The organism is Deltaproteobacteria bacterium, assembly GCA_015233135.1.
Classification (GTDB): domain Bacteria; phylum UBA10199; class UBA10199; order JADFYH01; family JADFYH01; genus JADFYH01.
On sequence record JADFYH010000002.1, the window covers coordinates 25,059 to 45,607 of the forward strand.

The following is a 20,549-nucleotide window of genomic DNA, read 5'->3' on the forward strand; positions in this document are numbered from 1 at the left end:
TAAAAAAGATGAGTGAAGAATTTGAACCCAAACCTTTTGGGAAATACTTTTTAATTGAAAGACTTGCCACAGGCGGGATGGCCGAGATTTATAAGGCCAAAACTTTTGGCGTCGATGGTTTTGAAAAACTCCTCGTCATCAAACGCATCCTGCCGCACTGTTCCAACGACAAAGAATTTATCACCATGCTGATTGACGAAGCAAAACTCTCAGTTTTGCTTTCTCACACCAACATCGTGCAGGTTTTCGATTTAGGAAAAGTTGGAAGCGATTATTTCATTTCGATGGAATTCGTAGATGGTATCAATTTGCGAGAGATGATGAATCGGTCCAAAGAATCGGATCCAAAATTAACAGAAGACATCATCGTTTTCATCATCAGCGAAGTTTGCAAAGGCCTCGATTATGCCCATGCGAAGCGCGATCCGGATGGGAATCCCCTCAACATTGTCCATCGTGACATCTCTCCCCAAAATATTTTGATCAGCTATGAAGGCGAAGTAAAAGTGGTGGATTTTGGTATCGCCAAAGCGGCCATGAATATGTCCAACACCATGGCGGGGGTGCTTAAAGGCAAAATCACCTACATGTCTCCTGAGCAGGCTTTGGGAAAACCCGTCGATCATAAAACCGATATTTTTTCTACCGGCCTCATGCTTTACGAACTGCTCACCGGACAGAAATTTTTCATGGGGGAGACTCAGTTTGAAGTGCTCAAAAAAATCAGGTCTACCCGCATCACCGAAGAAAGCTTTCCAAATTCCATTCCTGCAGGATTAAAAAAGATCATCGCCAAAGCCCTTGCCTACAACACCAAAGATCGCTTCGAAAATGCGGGCGACATGCAACTGGAGCTGACAAAATATCTTTACTCGACCTATCTGGATTTTTCCCCGCGCAAACTTTCGAACATGGTAAAAAAACTTTTTAGTCAGGAAATTGAAAACAAAAAGAATAAACGCAAAAATGACTTATTGCTCGATTCTCAAACCCGCTCCATCTTACTCACCAGTGAATCCCAGCAAAATATTGTACAGCGGGGAGAGCACGAATCGACACGGGTAGATTATCAAGGCAACTCCACTGCGAGCGTGATGGGAACAGGAAGTGTGGATATCACTGGACAACACAGCAGCACACGCATCAATCAAAATGCAAACGCACAAAGTTCTTTCAACAACACAAATACCGGCATTCAAGCCCAGCCCTCTAATCGCATCTGGATTGCCCTTACTGTCTTTATGTTTTTGATTTTGGCGGGTGTGGGGGGATATTTCATTTATAAAAACATGAATGCTCCTGGCCAAGGTCAAAAAATTGGAACTCTGGTTATTAATTCCATCCCTCCAGGGGCTAAGATTCTTTTAAATGACAAAGATACAAATTTGCTCACTCCCGCCACCTTGCAAAATATTGAACTGAATTTTTCCCAAAAAATAACTCTTAAAAAAGAAAAATTTAGAGAATGGTCCCGAACCGTCACCCTTACCTCTAATCAGCCTCTGCAGATTGAAGGCCCCCTAGAAGCAGTTCCCACCGGAACTATTGCGGTAAGCACCAAACCTGATGGCGCCAAACTCTTTTTGGATGGAAAAGAATTTCCGAATCCCTCCCCCACTCAAATTGGGGATTTGGAATTGAACAAAACTTATAGAATTCGAATTGAAAAAGATGGCTTTCGCCCTATTGAAGAACCCATCACGGTCTATGCAATCGAACCGATTAAATATGATAAGACCTTAGAGGCTATTAAATATGGTAGCGTTGAGCTCAAAACTACGCCGCCCGGATTTAAAATTTTTGTAAATAGCAAAGATATCGGATTAACGACTCCAAGCACCGTGGAAAAATTGGAACTTGGGAAAACCTTTGCCATCCGGCTCAGCAAAGAGGGCTACCAAGATTTTTCAAAAAATTTCGATATTAAATCAGAAAAGACAGAGTCTTTTTCTAACAAATTTTTAAGTTTGGAAGAGATAAAAAAGAAAGAAGACGAAGATAGAAAAAAAGCGGAAGAATTAAAAAAGAAACTGGAAGATGAAAAGAGAAAATGTATTGAAAAATATGGAGCCGATTCGCCTAAATGTGGTGCCACTAAACCCGTGGAAAAACCAGTCGAAAAACCTGTGGAGAAACCGATAGAAAAACCGGTAGAGAAACCTGTTGAAAAGCCCATAGAAAAAGCCCCCGGAGATTTTGCTTCCATCCAAGTAGCCTCCAATCCCCCGGGTGCGGATGTCTTGATTGATGGAATTCACAAAGGCAACGCACCGGGCACTTTTAAAGCAAAAGCTGGCACCGTAGTAGATGTCATGATTTGCAAGCAAAGCCACACGGTCACACTCAAGGCAGGAGAAACACGTTCTTTGGGCACTATCAATTGTTCACCTAATGAAACCTCTAAATTGACCATTGGTTCAGACCCCGAAGGAGCCGCAGTTTTTTTGAACAGCGCAGCCACCGGCAAACACACACCACTCAGCATTCCTAACGCCAAAAAAGGTCAGACCTATAAAGTAAGATTAGAATTGGACGGCTATGAGGGGTGGTCGGGAAGCATCACCATCAACGATGACAAAGAATCTATTTTTGCAAAATTGAAGGAGAAGTAATCGTCATGGACGAGCACAAAAATCAAGAAACAGACGGCAGCACCCTTTTACTGCACGGGGACGATAGCCGCGAAGTGATCTCTTTCCGCAAATGCATTATTAAAGTTGCTGAAGGGCCAGACCGCAGCAAGAAAATGGATTTGGGAAGAAAGCCCATTCGCATCGGCAAAAAAGAGGATAACGATTTTATCTTAACAGACAACACCGTCTCGCGTCATCACCTGCAGATAGAACAAAAGTCGGATAGTTTTTTATTGAAGGATCTCGATTCCACCAATGGCACCACCATCAATGGGATGCGCGTCAAGGAGGCCTACCTTTCTCCCGGCGACATGATTGCCTTGGGCAATACCAAAATTGAATTTCAGGCCTTTGACGAAAAAGTGCAAATGGAACCTTCGCCTCGAACCAGTTTGGGTGAGATGGTAGGCAAATCCAAAAAGATGCGACAGATCTTTGGACTCTGCGAAAAAATTGCACCTACCTTAGCCACAGTAATTATCGAAGGAGAAACCGGCACAGGCAAAGAACTCGTCGCTCGGGCCATCCACGATTATTCGCTTCGTAAAGACAAACCCTTTATCGTCTTCGACTGTTCGGCGGTAGCGCCCAACCTGATTGAATCCGAGCTCTTCGGCCACATGAAAGGATCTTTCACCGGCGCCATCAAAGACAGAAAAGGGGCCTTTGAATGTGCCAATGGAGGCACAATTTTTCTGGACGAAATCGGAGAGCTGGCCTTAGACCTCCAACCCAAACTCCTTCGCGCCCTTGAACAACGCGAGGTGCGCCGTGTAGGCTCCAGCGAGCCCATTAAGGTAGATGTGAGACTGATTTCCGCCACCAATCGTTCGCTCAAAGATGAGGTAGAAACCAAGCGCTTCAGACAAGATTTGTATTATCGCCTCTCTGTAGTGAAGGTGAACCTCCCTCCCCTTCGCGAACGCAGCGAAGACATCCCCCTCATCCTCGAGAAGTTCCTGGCCCATGGCCGCTACAACCGCTTACCCGACGGCAGCCTCAAAGTCACACGTGTTGAAGACGACGCCATAAAAAATTTACAACGCTATCAGTGGCCCGGCAATGTGCGCGAGCTCACCAATATTTTGGAGCGCACCATTTCTCTGGTAGACGGCAACAGCATCGACGCTCAACACCTCAGCAACGTTTTTCAGGAAATTGAATTCAATGTCGAACCCACCGAAAGGATGCGTATCGACACCTCTCTTCCGTTTAAAGAAGCGAAGCAAAAAATAGTGGAGAATTTTGAAAAAGATTATTTGGTAGATCTGATCAAACGCAACAGTTTCAATGTCTCCCGTGCCTCCCGCGAAGCACAAATCGACCGGAAACATCTGAAAAATCTGCTCAAGAAATACGACATCACCGCGCAGGATGATGGAGAGGATGAGGAGGAGTAAGATTTCTCGCTTTAATTTATTCGGAATGAACTCCTTAAAAATGCAATGTCAAATTCAAATGGATTGGGAATTTCCGTGAACGGTGTAGACCATTCGAATATTGACAAAGTGTATCCACCTGACTACTATTCCGTTACGATGGGAATTCGCAAAACTGAAACTTTTACTAAGTGGCTAGACGGCTTGCGTGACATTCGTGGACGTGCGCGGGTTCAGGTGCGTATTGAACGCTTGGCGGCAGGTAACGCAGGTGATGTAAAAGCAGTGGGAAAAGGTGTTTCAGAATTGCGCATCGATTATGGGCCTGGTTATCGGGTTTATTTTACTAAACGAGGAAACGAGACAGTGATTTTGCTGGCGGGAGGCGATAAAAAAACACAGGCCGCTGACATCAAAAACGCATTACACCTCGCAAATCATTTGTAGGAAACACCATGAAAAAAACAAATACTACTCGTTACGACGTCGCGGAACACTTGAGAACCTCGGAGGAAATGGCTGCCTACTTAGAAGCATGTCTGGAAGAGGCCAATGGTGACGCAGCATTCATCGCCAAAGCCCTGGGAGATATCGCTCGTGCCAAGGGCATGACAAAGGTTGCGAGTGATGCCGGTCTATCACGTGAAAGCCTTTACAAAGCCCTCTCTGGTGAACGTAGTCCTGGTTTTGATACCATCCTCAAAGTGATAGGGGCTCTGGGGTTAAAGTTACATGCTGCACGTGCATAACCAACAACATTTAGCATCTAAATTTATCCGGACACTACTCCGAATAAATGCAATTTATTCGGAATGAACTCCTTAAAAATGCAATGTCAAATTCAAATGGATTGGGAATTTTGCAGTGAATTTCGAAAGCAAAGGGGCCGCATGAAGTAGCTGAGTGGAAATCGAATAAATTTCACCGAGCAATTTTCGGCGATGCGGGTTTTGAATCGGGAAGATTGAGACTGCAGACTAAAATCACTTCAGCGTTTTTGAGTAACGATTCGGCCAGGCTTTTTTCCGAAGAAAAATGGAAAATGAAACGTTTCATATTTTTCACCTCATTGAAATCAGAACAATACAAAATCCTTTGGCACAAAATTTCTTGCACCCCCCCCCAGATCCTGATCTAGCTGGGGAGGTGGATTGAAATCAGGAAAGCCCCCATGAACACAAGCCTCAAACAAAACTTAACAGAGTCGTTGCAGGCTCAGACGTCACACTCTTGTACCCATTGTGGAAATCCGATTTTTCACAGATCGCTGGAAAAGGCCAGCAAAACGGAAGCTTTTTTTTGTTGTGCGGGCTGTGCAACGGTTTATCAGTTGCTGCAAAAAAAGGGTCTGGGGCATTACTATGAAATTAAAAAGCAAAGCCCCTGGATACGATCGGCTCTTCCGGCAGCCTCCAATCCAGAAAACTTCTCCTATCTGGACAATGCCGAATTCCTCCAGCACTATGCCAATCTTTCCCCTCATGCCAATCTGAAAATGGAATTTTATCTCGAGGGAGTTCATTGCGTTGCCTGTCTGTGGTTGATTGAAAAACTGCCGGAATTTCTACTCGACGTAAAATCGGCCCAGCTCGATTTGGGGAAATCGATCGCAACGATTACCTTGAATCTCAAAGGATCTTTTGCCAACGTAGCTCAAACCCTTTCCAGTTTTGGTTATAAGCCTCACCCGTTAAAACAGGAAGAAGATGGCCTCAAACTTCAAAAGAGGGAAAACCAGTCTTTGCTGATTCGTTTGGGAGTGGCCGGCGGCTGTACCGGCAACATCATGCTGATGGCCGTTTCTCTCTATGGAGGAGCTCAAGGCAACGCAGGACGCTTGTTTCAATGGATGTCTCTTTTGCTTTTTTTGCCGGTAATTTTTTATTGCGCCATCCCCTTTTATCAAAGCTCGTATGCGGCTTTAAAAACCCGCACTCTTTCGATTGATGTTCCCATTGTGATGGCCGTGCTATTGGGCGCCCTCGCCAGCATCGCGAATCTTTTGCGAGGCTCTCCGCTCATTTATTTCGATTCTCTTTCTGCCCTGGTTTTTCTCTTACTCATCAGCCGTTATGTCTTAAAACGAATTCAGCAAAATGTATTTTCGTCTTCACATCTCTTACACTTTCTTTCTGCCTCTCAGGCGAAGCGCTTCAATCGCGACACTCAAGTCTTTGAAGAAATTTCTGCTTCTATTTTAAAAGCGGGAGATTATATTCGCGTTTTGGAAAATGAAGTGATTCCGGCAGACGGAGTGGTCCGAAAGGGAGTCAGTATTCTCAACAACGCCTTACTGACCGGAGAATCCGAACCAGTAAGAGTACAAGAGGGCGAGAGAGTTTATTCGGGGACCGTGAATTTAAGTGAAGCCCTTGAAATTGAAGTCACCGCTGCGGGTTCCATCAGCCGATTAGGTCTGCTTTTAAAAGAGATTGAATCCGGTCATCTGCAAAAAGCCCCGGTGGTGCAATTTGCCGACCGTTTATCCAGAGTGTTTATCTGGGGCGTCTTGGCAGCAGCGGCGGCACTTTTTCTCTACTTCTTTCAAAGCTCCCCCGAGGCAGCATTCAGTCGAGCGCTCACCCTGGTGATTGTCACCTGTCCTTGCACCCTGGCCTTTGCAACGCCTCTAGCACTCAGCATCACCCTGAAACGAGCCGCACGCCAAGGCATTCTGATTAAAGGTTCTGACATCTTAGAAAAACTCACTCAAGCCCGCTCACTGCTTCTGGATAAAACGGGCACTTTAACCGAAGGCGATTTTGAGCTGCTTCAGTGGATGGAAAAGGCAGAACAAGGAGCCTCCATCCCACAGGCAGTTTATTCGTTGGAGCTTCGTTCCAAACATCCTATTGCCCAAGCCTTAGTACGTCACCTGCAGACCAATCAAAAGCTTGAAGTTCTTCCAGTAACAGAATTCAAAGAAATTCTGGGCCAAGGCGTCTCCGGAAAAGTGAATGGAGTTTTTTATGAAATCCACTCCAAACAAAATAACAAAAATTTTTCGGCAGCCAAGCTTGGAAATCACCTTGGTGTATGGCGCAACGGGGAACTTGTCGCCCAGGCGATTCTGGGAGATACGATTCGCTCCGATTCTGCGGCCTGCCTGGAAAAGCTGCGCAGCTTGGGTTTAGAGCCACACATCCTCTCGGGTGACACTGAAGAAACCGTAAAAAAAGTGGGAGAGTTGCTGGATATTCTTCCTGCTCATCAAATGCCTCTGGCCAGTCCCGAAGCAAAAAAAGAATTTCTACAAAATTTTCCCCGTGCAATCATGGTAGGAGATGGGGCCAATGATTCTTTGGCACTTTCTTCCGCTTATGTGGGAATTGCCGTGCACGGCAGTATGGAAGTCAGCCTGAGAGCCGCCGACGTTTATCTTACCCGTCCTGGCTTAAAACCTCTCATTGAATTAGTTCAAATTGCACGAGACACCTTGCAGGTGATTCACCGCAATTTTGCTTTCTCCCTTTTTTATAATTTGCTAGGAGCCACACTCTCTGCTTTGGGTTACATCCATCCCCTGGTGGCAGCAGTGCTGATGCCCGTGAGTTCACTCAGTGTCTTAAGTTCCTCATTGTGGGGAACCAAGAAACTGAGAACCTTTGGAAGATTTGGAGCAACAACATGAATATCATTTACCTCTTGGTCCCTTTGGCGTTGGCGCTTTCGTTCGCCTTTGTCACTCTTTTTGTCTGGTGCACCGCCAATGGACAATATGAAGATCTGGAAACTCCTGCTTATCGAATTTTGCTAGAAGATGAAAAATAATACCCTCTCCCTAACCCTCTCCCCTCAAGGGAGAGGGGAGCATAAAGGAAAAAAAATGTCAGAAACTAGTTCCAATCAAAAATTAGAAAGTTTCAGTTACGACGATCACATCGTAAAATTTTTCATCCTTGCCACCCTGGTTTGGGGTTTTGTGGCCATGCTGGCCGGAATCTTTGCAGCCCTGGAACTCGCTCACTGGAAAATCAGCCTAGGCCTTCAATGGATCAGCTTTGGCAGACTGAGACCTCTGCACACCAATGCGGCCATTTTTGCTTTTGCGGGAAACGGAATCTTCGCGGGGATTTATCACTCCACGCAACGTCTTTTAAAGGCACGAATGTTCTCCGACACCTTGAGCAAAATCCATTTTTGGGGATGGCAACTCATCATTGTCTCTGCCGCAATCACTCTTCCTTTGGGACTCACAGCCGGAAAAGAATATGCGGAGCTGGAATGGCCCATTGATATTGCCATCACGGTAGTCTGGGTCGTCTTTGCAGTGAATTTTTTTGGGACACTTTTCAAACGACGCGAAAGACATCTCTACGTGGCCCTCTGGTTTTACATCGCCACCATCGTCACGGTTGCCGTTTTGCATGTTGTTAATTCGGCCGAGATCCCGGTCAGTTTCTTTAAAAGCTATTCCATCTACGCAGGCGTGCAGGATGCCCTGGTACAATGGTGGTATGGGCACAATGCGGTGGCCTTTGTTCTCACCACACCCTTTTTGGGCCTGATGTATTATTACATCCCCAAGGGCGTCCATCGTCCTGTCTATTCCTATCGACTGTCTATTTTGCATTTTTGGTCCCTGGTTTTTATCTATATCTGGGCAGGCCCCCATCACCTGCTCTATACGGCTTTGCCGGAATGGGCTCAAACTTTGGGAATGGTTTTCTCAATCATGCTTTGGGCCCCCAGCTGGGGAGGGATGATCAATGGCCTACTCACCCTGCGTGGAGCCTGGGATAGAGTACGCACCGATCCGGTTTTAAAATTTCTGGCAGCAGCGGTGACCTTCTACGGAATGGCCACCTTTGAAGGGCCTCTGCTTTCAATCAAATCGGTCAACTCGCTGGCTCATTATACCGATTGGATTATCGGCCACGTCCATGCCGGCACCCTGGGGTGGAACGCTTTTTTAATTTCGGGGATGTTTTATTATCTGGTTCCCAAACTCTGGAAGACAAAACTTTACAGCGTCAAACTGGCCAACTATCATTTCTGGTTTGGGACTCTGGGAATCATCCTCTATCTCTTGTCAATGTGGACGTCTGGTATTACCCAGGGCTTAATGCTGGGTGCGGTGGATGGCACAGGGCACCTGGTTTATCCGGATTTTGTTGAAACGGTCATTCGCATTACACCCCTTTATTGGGTGCGGGCCTTTGGTGGAATGCTGTACCTCTTCGGTTACATCCTCATGCTCTATAATTTTCGCAAAACGATTGCAGCAGCTCCTGCCGATCAAAGCGAAGAAGTTCATACCGCTTATGCGCTCTCAAGCCGAACGGCTCCGGAGGTATTTGAGGAAGAGCCTCACCGCATGTTAGAAGGCCTGCCCTCCATCTTTGCCATACTGACTGTCGCAGCAATTCTGGTGGGAACCCTTATTGAATTGGTTCCCACCTTAATGGCCAATCAAATGGTGGACGCGTCCACTCCTGTAAAACCCTACACCGCTCTGGAACTTGCCGGGCGAGATCTCTACATTCGAGAGGGTTGTTATCTTTGCCACTCCCAAATGATTCGACCCTTGGTACACGAAGAATTGCGCTACGGAAAAGCCTCTGAACCTGCAGAATCCGCTTATGATCATCCCTTTCAATGGGGTTCGAAACGCACAGGACCCGACCTCGCCCGTGTCGGAACAAAATATCCTGACCTGTGGCATTACAGGCACATGAGAGATCCGCGTGCGGTCACGCAAGGTTCTATTATGCCTATCTACCCCTGGCTTTACTCGCAGAAAATTGACGAAGACATCCTGACTAAAAAACTGGAAGTTATGAAATCAATGGGTGTGCCCTATTCGGAAGAAGAAATTAAAAATGCGAAAGAAGATGCGCAAAGTCAGGCCTCGAAGATTGCGCTGGGGCTGGAAAATCAGGGAGGAGAAAAAAATATGCAAGACAAAGAAATTATCGCCCTCATCGCCTACCTTCAACGCTTAGGCAAACCAGGAGGCAATTTATGATCCGCGAAACGCTCTCTCACTTTCCTCTGACCTGGCTTCCTTGTGTGGGAATGCTGATTTTTTTATTCCTCTTCCTCGCGGCCCTCTTTTGGGTCTATCGGAAGGACACAAAAGATTTCTATCAAAAGTTGGCCAAGCTTCCCTTAGAATAGATTTGGAGCCTAAAATGGATGATCCAAAAAAAAATCAAGAAGATAAATTGCTCCTCGATCACGAATACGATGGAATCAAGGAACTGGACAATCCTTTACCCAGGTGGTGGCTCGCCGGTTTTTATCTGGCCATTATTTTTGCGATTTTTTACATGAATTATTATTTTCTAGGAAATGGTCGAACTTTGAAAGAAGAATTTGATCGGGCAAAAGCGGAGAATAATTTAAAAATTCTGGCCAGCCGCCCCAAAGAAGGGCCCATCGATGAAAAAAAACTGGAAGCCTTGCTAGCCGATACAAAACAGGTGGCTCAAGGAAAAGCGGTTTTTGAAAAAAATTGTAGCCCCTGTCATGGCGCTCAAGGACAGGGAATTATTGGCCCAAATTTAACCGATGAGTATTGGATCCATGGAAAAGGAAAATTATCGGATATCCTCAAGGTAGTTTCAGAAGGAGTAAAAGAAAAAGGGATGCCCACTTGGGGGGCAATATTAAAACCCGATGAGCTCAATCAGGTGGTGGTATATGTAAAGTCTTTGAAAGGCTCCAATCCTGCAAATCCCAAGGCCCCGCAGGGAGAAAAAGTGGAGGAGTAAATTTATGGGCTCCCTCAACCCCAAAGACCTTCCTCCAGATCGCCTCAGCACTACCGACGAAAAAGGGAACCGCGTCTATTTGTATCCAGCGGAGGTAAAAGGGGTTTTTCAAAAATGGAGAACTCGTCTCCATGCTTTTTTGATAGTGTTCTTTCTTGCTTTACCCTGGATAAAAATTCAGGGCCACCCGCTGCTCTTGCTGGATATTCCCCATCGCCGCTTTGCCATTTTTGGGCTCACCTTCTGGGCTCACGATGCCCCCATGCTTTTTTTTGTCTTTGCCACCCTTTTTCTAGGCCTTGCCCTTTTAACCTGTCTGTTGGGTCGTGTCTGGTGTGGCTGGGCTTGTCCTCAAACTGTTTTTATTGAGGGGGTTTTCCGTCGAATAGAACGCTGGGTTGAAGGAGATTCTGTCTCGCGCAAACAGAGGGATGAAGGCCCCTTCAGCCTCCAAAAACTTTTCAAAAAAAGTATAAAATGGTTTCTGTTTTTGTTGGCTTCACTACTCCTTGCACACAGTTTTTTGGCCTACTTTGTAGGCAGCGATGAATTACTCCAAATGATGAGAAGCTCCCCCAGTGAAAATTTTACCCCATTTTTGGTGATGGCTATTAGCACGGGAATTGTCCTTTTTGATTTTGGATGGTTCCGCGAACAATTTTGTGTCATCGCCTGTCCTTACGGCCGCTTTCAATCGGTGTTCATGGATTCTCATTCCATCTCGGTGGCTTATGATGAGAAGCGGGGCGAACCCAGACGGGGTCAGTCCGCAGAAAAAGAAGGAGACTGCATCAACTGTTATCGTTGTGTACAGGTTTGCCCCACAGGAATTGACATACGCAGGGGCTTACAGTTGGAATGCGTGGCCTGTACGGCTTGTATCGACGCCTGTGATGAGGTCATGCTGAAAATAGAACGACCCAAAGGTTTAATTCGCTACGACAGTATCAGTCGTTTGAAAAACTCTAAACCCATTCCATGGATACGACCACGCACTCTTGTCTATGTGCTTTTACTATTGGGTTTGCTGAGTGCATTTGCATACACCCTCAGTCGCAGAGAAACTCTCAATGCCATGTTGCTCCGAGCCAAGGAAACTCCCTATCAGCAAATAGAGGAAAATGGGAAAAGCCTGATCATCAATCATTTCCGTATCAACTTTTCAAACGAGAGTTTTCACCCCATAAAAATAAATTTGGACTTGGCAGAGGGCTGGAAGGAAAAAGGAATAGAATTAATCACGGTCTCAAATCCGGTTTTGATTGAAGCGGGAATCAATACCAAAACAGATTTTTTTATCAAATTTCCAAAAACCCTTTTGATGAGCCAAGTGAATTCAATTCAAATTTTACTCCGACCTGAAAAAGAAGATTCGGAATTTAAAATTCAACGGAAGGATGTTACTTTGATGGGACCTTTTCAATGAACTCTACTGAACTGACTTTTAAAACCTTTGTCCCCCTCGCTATTCTGATAAGCAGTCTTGCCGGAAGCATGCATTGCGCAAGCATGTGCGGAGGCTTGGTGACGCTGGTCTCTCGCAACAAAATTTCACTTTGTTTTTATCATCTGGGAAGATTGCTCGGTTATCTGGGGCTGGGCGCTATTTCGGGCCTGTTGGGAGAAAAACTGTTAAATTCAAAATGGAATATTTATATTGCCTTGCTCAGTGCCTGTCTGCTCGCCTTGAGTTTTTTTTATCTGGCCTTTCGATCGTGGAGAGGTGAAAACCATTTTTTTAAAATGCCCGCTTTTCTTGCAAAGTTCTACCAAGCCTCTGCTGCCCGTTTTTTTTCTCCCGAACAGAAAAACAGTTTTTTCATTTATGAGGCAGGAGTCACCGGACTACTTTCGGTTTTCCTCCCCTGTGCCTGGCTGTATTCTTTCGTACTGGGAGCCATTGCCACTCAGAGTTTAATTTATGGCGCCCTCTTTTTATTTATTTTCTGGCTGGGCACCTTACCCGCCATGAGCCTTACTCCCTATCTGCTGCAAACCTTGTTCATTCCCCTGCAAAAAAAATCTCCCAAAATTTCCGCGCTGCTGTTGCTGGGCATCGGATTATTCACTTTGGCTGTAAAACTCCTGCCTCTGATGGGAAGTAATTCCCATCCCCACATGCCGTTTTGTAATTTGCATCATCACTAGAAAACAGATCTGAATAAAAAATAAATCCCCCCTATCCCAAAAACAATACTGAACAGCCAAAATGGCTTTTTCTTGGTAAGGGCCGAGATGGCTCCAATGGCGATGGCAATCTGAAAAAGAGTGACCGACCTTGCCAGCCGATTATGGATTTTGAAAGAAACATCAGACTCTTTTCCTGTTTTTTCAGCTTCATGACGAATCGCTTCTTTTTCATTTTGATATTCTTGAAGCTTTTTTACTTCCTCTTGCGGAGGAGACCTAAGACCGGCCAATAAATCCTGTTTGGTTTGCAAGATGGCAATTCGAGTATCTTTTGCCTGGTAAAAGGCCCATTGGTCCGAAGACTTCATCTGCAGAATCATCGCCTCATTCGCATAATGCCCCGCCATGAGCGAACTAATCGCAGCAAACACGGCCAACAGTGCGGAACTCAGAGCAACTCCCAAGATCCATTTTTCTTTCGACTTGTAGACTTCTTCCGCTTGATGCTGCATTTCTTCGTGCAGATGTTCGGTGGGGATTTCTATTTCTTCCATAGAAGATTTCCTTTCTGAGAAAAACTATTCCCCAAATCCATTCATAGGACTTGGAAGTCTTTTGGAAATAAGTTTTCTCAATCCTCTCCAAGCTGCCTTCGCATAAGGTTCTGCAATATAGGCCGTGGTGAAGGAAGCCACCGCGCTGGAACCCATATCCACCACGGCATGCAAGGTATCCAGAGGAGTATCCGTGAGTAAGTGATAAACCGACAAAGCTCCTCCCGGCAAAGCGTAGGCCGCAGCCCTCCTAAAGGAAAGGGCCTTGCCAAGTTTGCCTCGGGCCATCCAATCATCCAAAGAAAATGCCGTCAGCATACAGCCCCCAAAAAAGAGATAAGGAGAATTTTGCACACTGTTATAAAGGCCTAAAACCGACATCGCCGCTACCGGCGAGGCAACCCCTAAAAATCCTCTGGAAATTTCCTTACCCTCCGCTGAATAAGTGGGGGGATAATGAGGGTTCCCCAAGGCGTCTTCCTTAGGTTTTAAAGAAGGATTATCTGAAATCAGTCTGAACACACTCAAACGCAGGCGTATCCCCAAAGTAAAGGCCCCAGCTACCATCACTCCCAAAATGGGATAACCCAAATTGGCCAAATGTGCGGCGGCCAGGGTGCCTACGATAGCGCCATTCACGACATTGTCTGCAAAATCGTCCGCCCATTCTCCTGTACGCGAGCTTGCACCAATTTTTCGAGCCACAGTGCCATCAATCCCATCCAGCAAAGGCGCTAAACCCAGACCCAATGAAGTTAAGAGGGGACTATGCGCAATACTCGCCGCGCATGCACCCAGGGCTGAAACAATGGCAGAGGCAGTCAAGGCGTTGGGAATCAGGATCTTTCGATTTTTTCTAAAATCCACCCCCCCCTGCCGCAAAATATCCACCAACGGGGCCAAGGCCTGGCCAGAAACATCTACCTTGGAAACATCCACCCCTCTTGCCCGGGCATTATTTACAAAACTCTGCCGCAGTTTGGGCCAGAAGGAATGATCGCAAACTTCTTTTCCGGCTACTGAGACAAAAATTCCCAAACCCAAGGCCTTTAGGCCCAAACTTTCGGTGTTGGTAAAACTGGTCAAAATAGAACCCATGGCCCCTAAGGCCAAAACCGAAAGACCGGAGATGCCTGCTGAAGGGGGCATTCCTCCTCCACCATTACCTTTCTTACTCGCCTTTTTATCTTTACTCGCCGCCGGAGCCGCGATGGGCCGGCCTGTCAGGTCATGGAACTGGCGATCAATCTCCGCTGTAAAGGCATGGCGACGGGCTTCATCCGTCGTTTCACCGTTTGGACCTTGTAAGTCTTCGGGTTGAATAGGGTCACCAAAATGGACATGATATTCTCGGCCAACCGCTGCGCCTTTCGCTAAAGACTTGAAGGTTTCTTTGGAATAAATAATTCCCCCTCCAATTGATCCCATCGGAATGCCTACAGTAGGACGATGTTCATTGGCTGCATCCAATGTTGCCAGAGCTCCGGACTTAGCCCCGTAAATAGGACCTTCCTCCCGCTCACTCTTCTCATTGTAACGAATGGGATTTCGCGTCGCGCCTGGAAAAGCGATCAGAGACTTATTGCTACTGCCTATTTCGTGCCCCGCTGCAACCATTGATTTTAAAGCCTCGGCACGATTCTTTCGATTCACGAAAAAATGCCCCATCTCTCTCATCCCCCTCAGTAACCAACTAAGGGGGGGACGTAAGAACTTTTCATCGGCCAGATAATAGGCAAAAAAGTTGTAGTCGTGGAGTATGCCTAAAACCGCAGAAAATTCCAGACCAGAGTCATGGGTGGGAAGTATGACCGCAGGGCGTGTTGCCTCCACCAATTTTTCTGTGCCATGAAGCACTACCCTGGTATTGATTCTAGCAAGACCTCTATACATCCAGGTGGTATGCACCATATTGTAAAGCCGTTGATGGTGCTCTGGAGCCACCAAACCAATCGTTCTATAAGCCGCACCCGCTGAACCCCTAAAGGTGTCCGTCCAGAAAAAACGCGCCAGGCGTCTCACGCTGAACTCATTGCTGGGCTTCCATCCGCGAGGTTCGATGATCGTCGTATCCCCTTCTCGCCTAAACACGATGTCTCTAAACAAATCCCCCTCAAAACTCTCAGGCAAGATTCCATTCAGGTTGAGCAAGGTTTCCACGGCAATGCGATAGTCGTTGTAACACTGCTCAAAGCGAGGGTCTTCACTGGGATGAAGTTGTCTGGCTTCAGGATTGGCAGGATTTTTTCTTCTCTCGTTCCAGCCTTCAATCAATGCGTAGTAGGCATCCTGTTTTTCCACTAGACCTCGGTTGAAATCGGAACCTTCATCCTGTGTTCTGAAATACCAATCGAGTTGTTCGAGGATGTGATCGCGGCCTTCGATGTTTTGACGACCTGCCAAAACAGCACCGGCCTTTCGCAGAAAACTTTGCTCGGCCAAATTGAGTGCCTCATTGCGAGCCAATTTTTCTCGTACACTCGTGAGCAATCTTTGATTGGATTGAATAATGCGCTGGAAGCGTCTCAGACTTTTTCGAACTTCGGGCCTTAAGGCCGTGTTCTGCCCCAGCTCCTGTTTCAGGCGGGAATCCAATTCGAGCAGCCGCAAACTCAGGCGTTGAGAAGTGCATAAATCGAGATTTTTCTGCCATTGGTCTCTTTGCCTAAGATCTGTTGCCTCCAAAGTTCTTCTCTCAAAATCTTGAATCTTTTCAATGGACGGAAAAACATTCAAAGCCTGCTCCGCAAGTCTTTCTGCTGCAGCTGCTGCAGAGGATAACAAGGTCTCAGATAAATCACGCGGATTGACCAGCTCCATCAAAGAACGAATAGAGGCCTCTTGCAGCGGTAACACCCGCCCGATGTGGGCCAGCAGTTTAATTGCCGCACTGCGAGCAACGCCCTCTTCTTCTGAAATCATTTGCACCAGGGGCATCAGCAAGGCGGCATTTTGTCGGTGTAATAATTTGGGATCGGAAGCAAAAAAGCGGCTGAGGTAAGCGTGTTCAGCGCTATCCAGGTGCAAGGGGCTGCTGGTATTCGCATGCAGCTCATTGATAAACACCTTCATGTCCGGATAATAAACCGGCACGCGCCAGGTATCCATGCCAATCAATTTCAGGATGGGCCCCAGCCCGGGAATCTGCCTCATAAGGGGATGAGAAAGCAACCAGCCTTGAATCAAAACCTTGAAATCTCTCAATCCAATATTCGTGCGATATTGACCTGTAGCCCTGTCTTTCAGTTTACCACGGTATTTTCTACCCGCGTATTGATCGTTCGGTTGAACATAATACGCGCCCCCTACGCGATTCCCTGGCAGACCATGTTTGATGTAAGACCAGAAGCCTCGAGAAAGAAATCGCAGAAATTCCATCTTAGATAAGCGAGGCAACTCAAGATCTCGGGTTCTAATAAATTTTATATCATAAATATTTGAGGCAGAAATTTGAGTAGGAGAAACGAGTTCATACCTGGAGCCATCCACAGTACGAGTCAAGATTCTTAAGGAATATCGTTCTGCAATGCTGCGATAGGCTTCCACCAATAATGCGGCCGTAAGTTTGTGACGCGATTCAAATAATTCTCGGCCTTTAGTCCACTCCCAAAAACGGTAGCCCTCACGACGGTAAGAGGCGTTGAAAAATTCGACGCCCAATTCTCTCCCCGTAAAGCTTTGCCGATTGCCCAAAGAAATGAGTGCATCTTCACACATCGCCACACGAACTCTCTGCAAGTGAGTGAGGAAACGCTCGCGATCGGATGAATGCAGCAGGGCAAAATCGGGGTTATGATCTTTGAGACGAATTTGAGCGTATTCCAGATTGGGTCTGCCCTTTTCATTGCAATGATAAAAAGCCGCTTCACTGACTAAAGAAAATTTGAAGGCCACAGGTCCCAATCCTGGAACCAGAATATCACTGTTAAAGAAGGTAAAACCCTGATGTTCCCCTTCAGGGCTGAAACGCGCGTGCTCCTGCATCTCGGCGATTTTCTCTGGGCTCCAGTTCCACTGCCTTCCCAGGCTGGCAATGGCCTCATTGGTATCTCGAACCACCAGAATATAATCCGGTTTTTTGTCGGCATCCCGCAAATGAATCGCCTCGTTTTTCCCTTTGCTGAATAAGGGGAAAGACCCGTAGCCCGTAATTTGAGTGGCGTTCTCTCCCAAGGTATTTCGCAAATTCTGAACGATGGCCTGAGCAAGCCCTCGAGAATCCGCCACGGGTTCATGAGAGACAAATCCTGAACCCCGAACGCCTGCCCAGCTTTGAAGCGATTCGGGAAGTTCTTCCGCGCTGAGAGTACGACCGATAGGATGAGATGGGGTTACAGCTTTTGTACCTTCTGTCTTCGAAGAAGAGTTCCCCCTGATGAGCGCCAATAGACCCCCCACAAGGGCAGCCGCTCCCAAAGCCAAGGGGACTTCCAGATTGCATCCCTGCAACATCAGCACCGCCCCCAAACCGAAACTCGAAAGAATCCCTGCGATTCCCCTTCCCCTGCCTGCAGCAGGGGGATCTCTCGGAACTATTCCTTTCGGCTGCAATTGCTGCTGCAACTCTAGCGTGGCTGCAAAGGCTTGTTCGGCCAAGGCCAGTTCTTCCGCAGTCACACGACCTGCAGCATGATCCGCGCGCAGGGCCTCCAGGTTCGCACGCTCCGCTGCAACTCGTGTTTCAGTGGGATAACAAGCCAAGGTTCTCAAATGCACTTCCACAGCGTCATTGCTGGAAGGGGCCCTATGATTTACAATGTGCCTTTGGTGTGAGGTCCTCTCCAGGGAAGGCCAGCCTTGAGGATTCAGGCCCATTCGAAGCCAGAGGGTTCGTACCCAATTGGCGGCAGAATGCCCGCCTGTGCTGCTTAAGGCCAAAGAAGGGAATACAGTGCTTTCCGTAATCACTTGAGCGGGATGGTGAAGACCGAAATCATCCGGCTTTGGCATACGCGACCAGGCACCCAGAGGGATTGAGACTTCATGCAAAGGCATGCGACCCGTACGGGCCATTTGTCTTCTGGCAATAATAAAAGACCTTCCCCCCAGCGGTAAACTGATTACAGAAGAGTGGGGAGGATAAGGGAGCAATCCCAAAAAGCCCAGAGGTTCTGCATCAACCGACATGGTCAATTCATCAAAAACATTTGCAGGATAACCTTCTGCTGCCATCTGCACCACTTGCGTCACCGCGCCATCGTACTCATGGGGTCTGCTTCCTACCGGCACCATGTAGGGCTCTAAGACTCGCGCAATAGGCTTTGGCAGAAGATTCATGAGTCCGTCTTTGCCCAAAATGGAACCCACCTTCCCACGCATCATGTGAACGATGTAAATCGCGAGAGAAAGAAAATCCCACCAGCTGCTGTGCTTCATGACATGGATGCTTCCTTCACGAGATAAAATATGCTCCACTTCACAAGGCCCCCGGTAACTCACTCCCGTCGCCTCAAAGATCCTGGGTAATTTTGCCTGAGCCAGTCTGTAAAAAGTTCGATGGTTGGCCGCATTGGCCTCTGCGTTACTCATGCGTGGAATAAGAGGAAGAAAGACCCTTAACAAAGGCCCTAAAGCCCTTGCGGTTTCCCAATAAGCTTTTCCCCTCTCTGCAGGACTTTTGCGCATGCCTTGTAGCTTGCTTAACTTATCTACATAAGGAGCAGAGAGAAGGCTGACCGCACCCAGAGGCGTCCCCTTGGGTAAAGATCTCTTCAGATCCCGACGAATCTCTTCTAAGGCCTTGAGAGAGGCCTCCAACAGACGATTATAATGGACACCATCGGCCTTGCCTTGGCCATAAGCAACTCCCCTGAAACGAACCAAAAGCGCCTCATAACGCGCAATCTTTGCCTCTATTATTTTTTGTTCTGCTTCAGGAATTAAACCGACATAACCCTCAATTTGCAAAAGTTGCAGTTGAAAATCGTCTGCAAAACTTTGTTGTTTGAAGGCATCGTGATCTGCATGAAAGGCATCATTCGCCTCCTGTGCCGCAGCAAAAGCTGCCTTGGTTTTTTCCAACAAGCCTCTTTTATCAGCGGCATAATCCGCCAGGGCAGCTGCTGCCTCCGGCAACTGAGCGGTGTCTGCGAGCCCAGAAAAAGAATCCCAAAAATCAAAACCAAGGCTTGCAATAATACTCTCCAAACGTTTTTCATACTCACCCTGGGCCGCAATATTCGTTTGATTTTTTCGGCGGGCCTTCTCTATCTCTTTGGCATAAACTTCCAAGGCAAGGATGTTTCGATGAAGTTCAGTACGAACCTCGTTTTCGTTTTTTCCTCTTTGACTTCTCACGGCAAAAGAATCGGTATTCTCTTTTAAAGAATTTAGACGCTCCGCCACCTGCTTTGCGGGCATGCCCAGCAAGGCCCTGCGCAAAAGATTCAACTCAATTTTCGCAATTTGCAAACGTCGGGCTAAAAGGGGATTTTCCAAGAAGTTCTTCATGGCCTTTTGAAAAAGAGCCAACTCCGCTTTATAATCTACTCCATTAGGAGGGGTCGAACCATTGGGAGATTCAAGCTTAACAAGACATCTTTCAAAGGCATCCAAGGGGTTTTCTTTTGCCGATTTTTCCTTATCTTTCGCCTTGGGGGCTTGATTTTTTAGAGCCTCTAACTGGGTATAAAAATGTTCCACCGCAGCCCTGAGCTGCTGGGTGGCGGGCTCATCCCTCAAACCGGGTTCCGATAAAAGCAGAAGATAATCCTGCTCACTTAAATCGTGTGGATTTTCAGCCATCGCCTGGCGTTGTTCTTCAGGAAAGAAATCCAGTCGTCGCAAAGCTTCGTCAATGGCTGCGCCATCCCCTAAAGCCTTCAATCCTCTTAAAACAGGGGAGGCCACCGCCCACTCACTAAAATCTCTTCCCAGTTCATTAGAACTTGTGTCCAAAAGATTATTTAACCTCTGCGCCTTGCCGTTCAGCAGCGCATAATCTACTGCAGGCATCTGGGTAAGCACGGCATTCAGTTTTTCGCTTTTCCCTTGTTGTTCTATGCGATGAACCATGTCCATAAAATGGGTCATGGCGGCTTCGCGTATCGCTAGATCTGGGATTCTTGCCAGGACCTCTAAACGCCCCCTCAAAAAGGCCAGACTTTGAGCAGGAATTTTTGCAGCACTCATCATTAA

Annotated in this window: 13 protein-coding genes; 11 read left to right on the forward strand and 2 right to left on the reverse strand. The window is 47.0% G+C overall.

Features of this window, described 5'->3' with window-relative positions; genetic code table 11:
- Window positions 1-8 precede the first annotated feature (8 nt).
- The 11 genes from HQM15_00925 to HQM15_00975 all read left to right on the forward strand — a co-directional run bounded on the left by HQM15_00925 (window position 9) and on the right by HQM15_00975 (window position 12,876).
- Window positions 9-2,612 (forward strand): serine/threonine protein kinase, encoded by a 2,604-nt coding sequence (locus tag HQM15_00925; protein ID MBF0491329.1) that lies wholly within the window; start codon window positions 9-11, stop codon window positions 2,610-2,612.
- 5 nt (window positions 2,613-2,617) lie between these two features.
- Window positions 2,618-4,033, forward strand: a complete 1,416-nt coding sequence (locus tag HQM15_00930; protein MBF0491330.1) for a sigma 54-interacting transcriptional regulator — start codon at window positions 2,618-2,620, stop codon at window positions 4,031-4,033.
- A gap of 138 nt (window positions 4,034-4,171) precedes the next feature.
- A complete protein-coding gene (locus tag HQM15_00935) occupies window positions 4,172-4,459 on the forward strand; it encodes a type II toxin-antitoxin system RelE/ParE family toxin (protein MBF0491331.1) in 288 nt (95 codons plus the stop codon).
- Between the two features lie 8 nt (window positions 4,460-4,467).
- Window positions 4,468-4,761, forward strand: coding sequence for a putative addiction module antidote protein (locus HQM15_00940; GenBank protein MBF0491332.1), 294 nt, complete (start codon window positions 4,468-4,470; stop codon window positions 4,759-4,761).
- A gap of 422 nt (window positions 4,762-5,183) precedes the next feature.
- Window positions 5,184-7,643 carry a heavy metal translocating P-type ATPase gene (locus tag HQM15_00945; GenBank protein MBF0491333.1) on the forward strand — a complete coding sequence of 820 codons (2,460 nt, stop codon included), beginning with the start codon at window positions 5,184-5,186 and terminating at the stop codon, window positions 7,641-7,643.
- A complete protein-coding gene (ccoS, locus tag HQM15_00950; protein ID MBF0491334.1) occupies window positions 7,640-7,783 on the forward strand; it encodes a cbb3-type cytochrome oxidase assembly protein CcoS in 144 nt (47 codons plus the stop codon). Before HQM15_00945 ends, ccoS begins: the two co-directional genes overlap by 4 nt.
- Before the next feature lie 55 nt (window positions 7,784-7,838).
- Window positions 7,839-9,980: a cytochrome-c oxidase, cbb3-type subunit I gene (gene ccoN, locus HQM15_00955; GenBank protein MBF0491335.1), complete on the forward strand. Its 2,142-nt coding sequence runs from the start codon at window positions 7,839-7,841 to the stop codon at window positions 9,978-9,980.
- 26 nt (window positions 9,981-10,006) lie between these two features.
- Window positions 10,007-10,132 (forward strand): CcoQ/FixQ family Cbb3-type cytochrome c oxidase assembly chaperone, encoded by a 126-nt coding sequence (locus HQM15_00960; GenBank protein MBF0491336.1) that lies wholly within the window; start codon window positions 10,007-10,009, stop codon window positions 10,130-10,132.
- A gap of 14 nt (window positions 10,133-10,146) precedes the next feature.
- Complete coding sequence (locus HQM15_00965) at window positions 10,147-10,728, forward strand: c-type cytochrome (GenBank protein ID MBF0491337.1); 582 nt, start codon at window positions 10,147-10,149, stop codon at window positions 10,726-10,728.
- Window positions 10,729-10,732: 4 nt separating this feature from the next.
- Window positions 10,733-12,154: a cytochrome c oxidase accessory protein CcoG gene (ccoG, locus tag HQM15_00970; GenBank protein MBF0491338.1), complete on the forward strand. Its 1,422-nt coding sequence runs from the start codon at window positions 10,733-10,735 to the stop codon at window positions 12,152-12,154.
- Entirely contained in the window at window positions 12,151-12,876 is a 726-nt protein-coding gene (locus tag HQM15_00975) for a sulfite exporter TauE/SafE family protein (protein MBF0491339.1), read from the forward strand. The genes ccoG and HQM15_00975 overlap by 4 nt, the downstream gene beginning before the upstream one ends.
- Here the strand turns inward: HQM15_00975 and HQM15_00980 are convergent.
- A complete protein-coding gene (locus tag HQM15_00980) occupies window positions 12,873-13,412 on the reverse strand; it encodes a DUF4337 domain-containing protein (GenBank protein MBF0491340.1) in 540 nt (179 codons plus the stop codon). The two genes, HQM15_00975 and HQM15_00980, sit on opposite strands and share 4 nt — an antisense overlap.
- 24 nt (window positions 13,413-13,436) lie before the next feature.
- The gene (locus HQM15_00985; GenBank protein ID MBF0491341.1) at window positions 13,437-20,546 is read right to left on the reverse strand and encodes a 1-acyl-sn-glycerol-3-phosphate acyltransferase; all 7,110 of its coding nucleotides are present in this window, start codon (window positions 20,544-20,546) and stop codon (window positions 13,437-13,439) included.
- Window positions 20,547-20,549: the final 3 nt, after the last annotated feature.

Bases quoted from the DNA above. Each gene is read 5' to 3' on its own strand.
- HQM15_00930 (MBF0491330.1), top strand. From the start codon at position 2,618: ATGGACGAGCACAAAAATCAAGAAACAGACGGCAGCACCCTTTTACTG.
- HQM15_00945 (MBF0491333.1), top strand. From the start codon at position 5,184: ATGAACACAAGCCTCAAACAAAACTTAACAGAGTCGTTGCAGGCTCAG.
- HQM15_00980 (MBF0491340.1), bottom strand. From the start codon at position 13,412: ATGGAAGAAATAGAAATCCCCACCGAACATCTGCACGAAGAAATGCAG.
- ccoG (MBF0491338.1), top strand. From the start codon at position 10,733: ATGGGCTCCCTCAACCCCAAAGACCTTCCTCCAGATCGCCTCAGCACT.
- HQM15_00975 (MBF0491339.1), top strand. From the start codon at position 12,151: ATGAACTCTACTGAACTGACTTTTAAAACCTTTGTCCCCCTCGCTATT.
- ccoS (MBF0491334.1), top strand. From the start codon at position 7,640: ATGAATATCATTTACCTCTTGGTCCCTTTGGCGTTGGCGCTTTCGTTC.
- HQM15_00940 (MBF0491332.1), top strand. From the start codon at position 4,468: ATGAAAAAAACAAATACTACTCGTTACGACGTCGCGGAACACTTGAGA.
- HQM15_00935 (MBF0491331.1), top strand. From the start codon at position 4,172: ATGGGAATTCGCAAAACTGAAACTTTTACTAAGTGGCTAGACGGCTTG.
- HQM15_00925 (MBF0491329.1), top strand. From the start codon at position 9: ATGAGTGAAGAATTTGAACCCAAACCTTTTGGGAAATACTTTTTAATT.
- HQM15_00985 (MBF0491341.1), bottom strand. From the start codon at position 20,546: ATGATGAGTGCTGCAAAAATTCCTGCTCAAAGTCTGGCCTTTTTGAGG.
- HQM15_00965 (MBF0491337.1), top strand. From the start codon at position 10,147: ATGGATGATCCAAAAAAAAATCAAGAAGATAAATTGCTCCTCGATCAC.
- ccoN (MBF0491335.1), top strand. From the start codon at position 7,839: ATGTCAGAAACTAGTTCCAATCAAAAATTAGAAAGTTTCAGTTACGAC.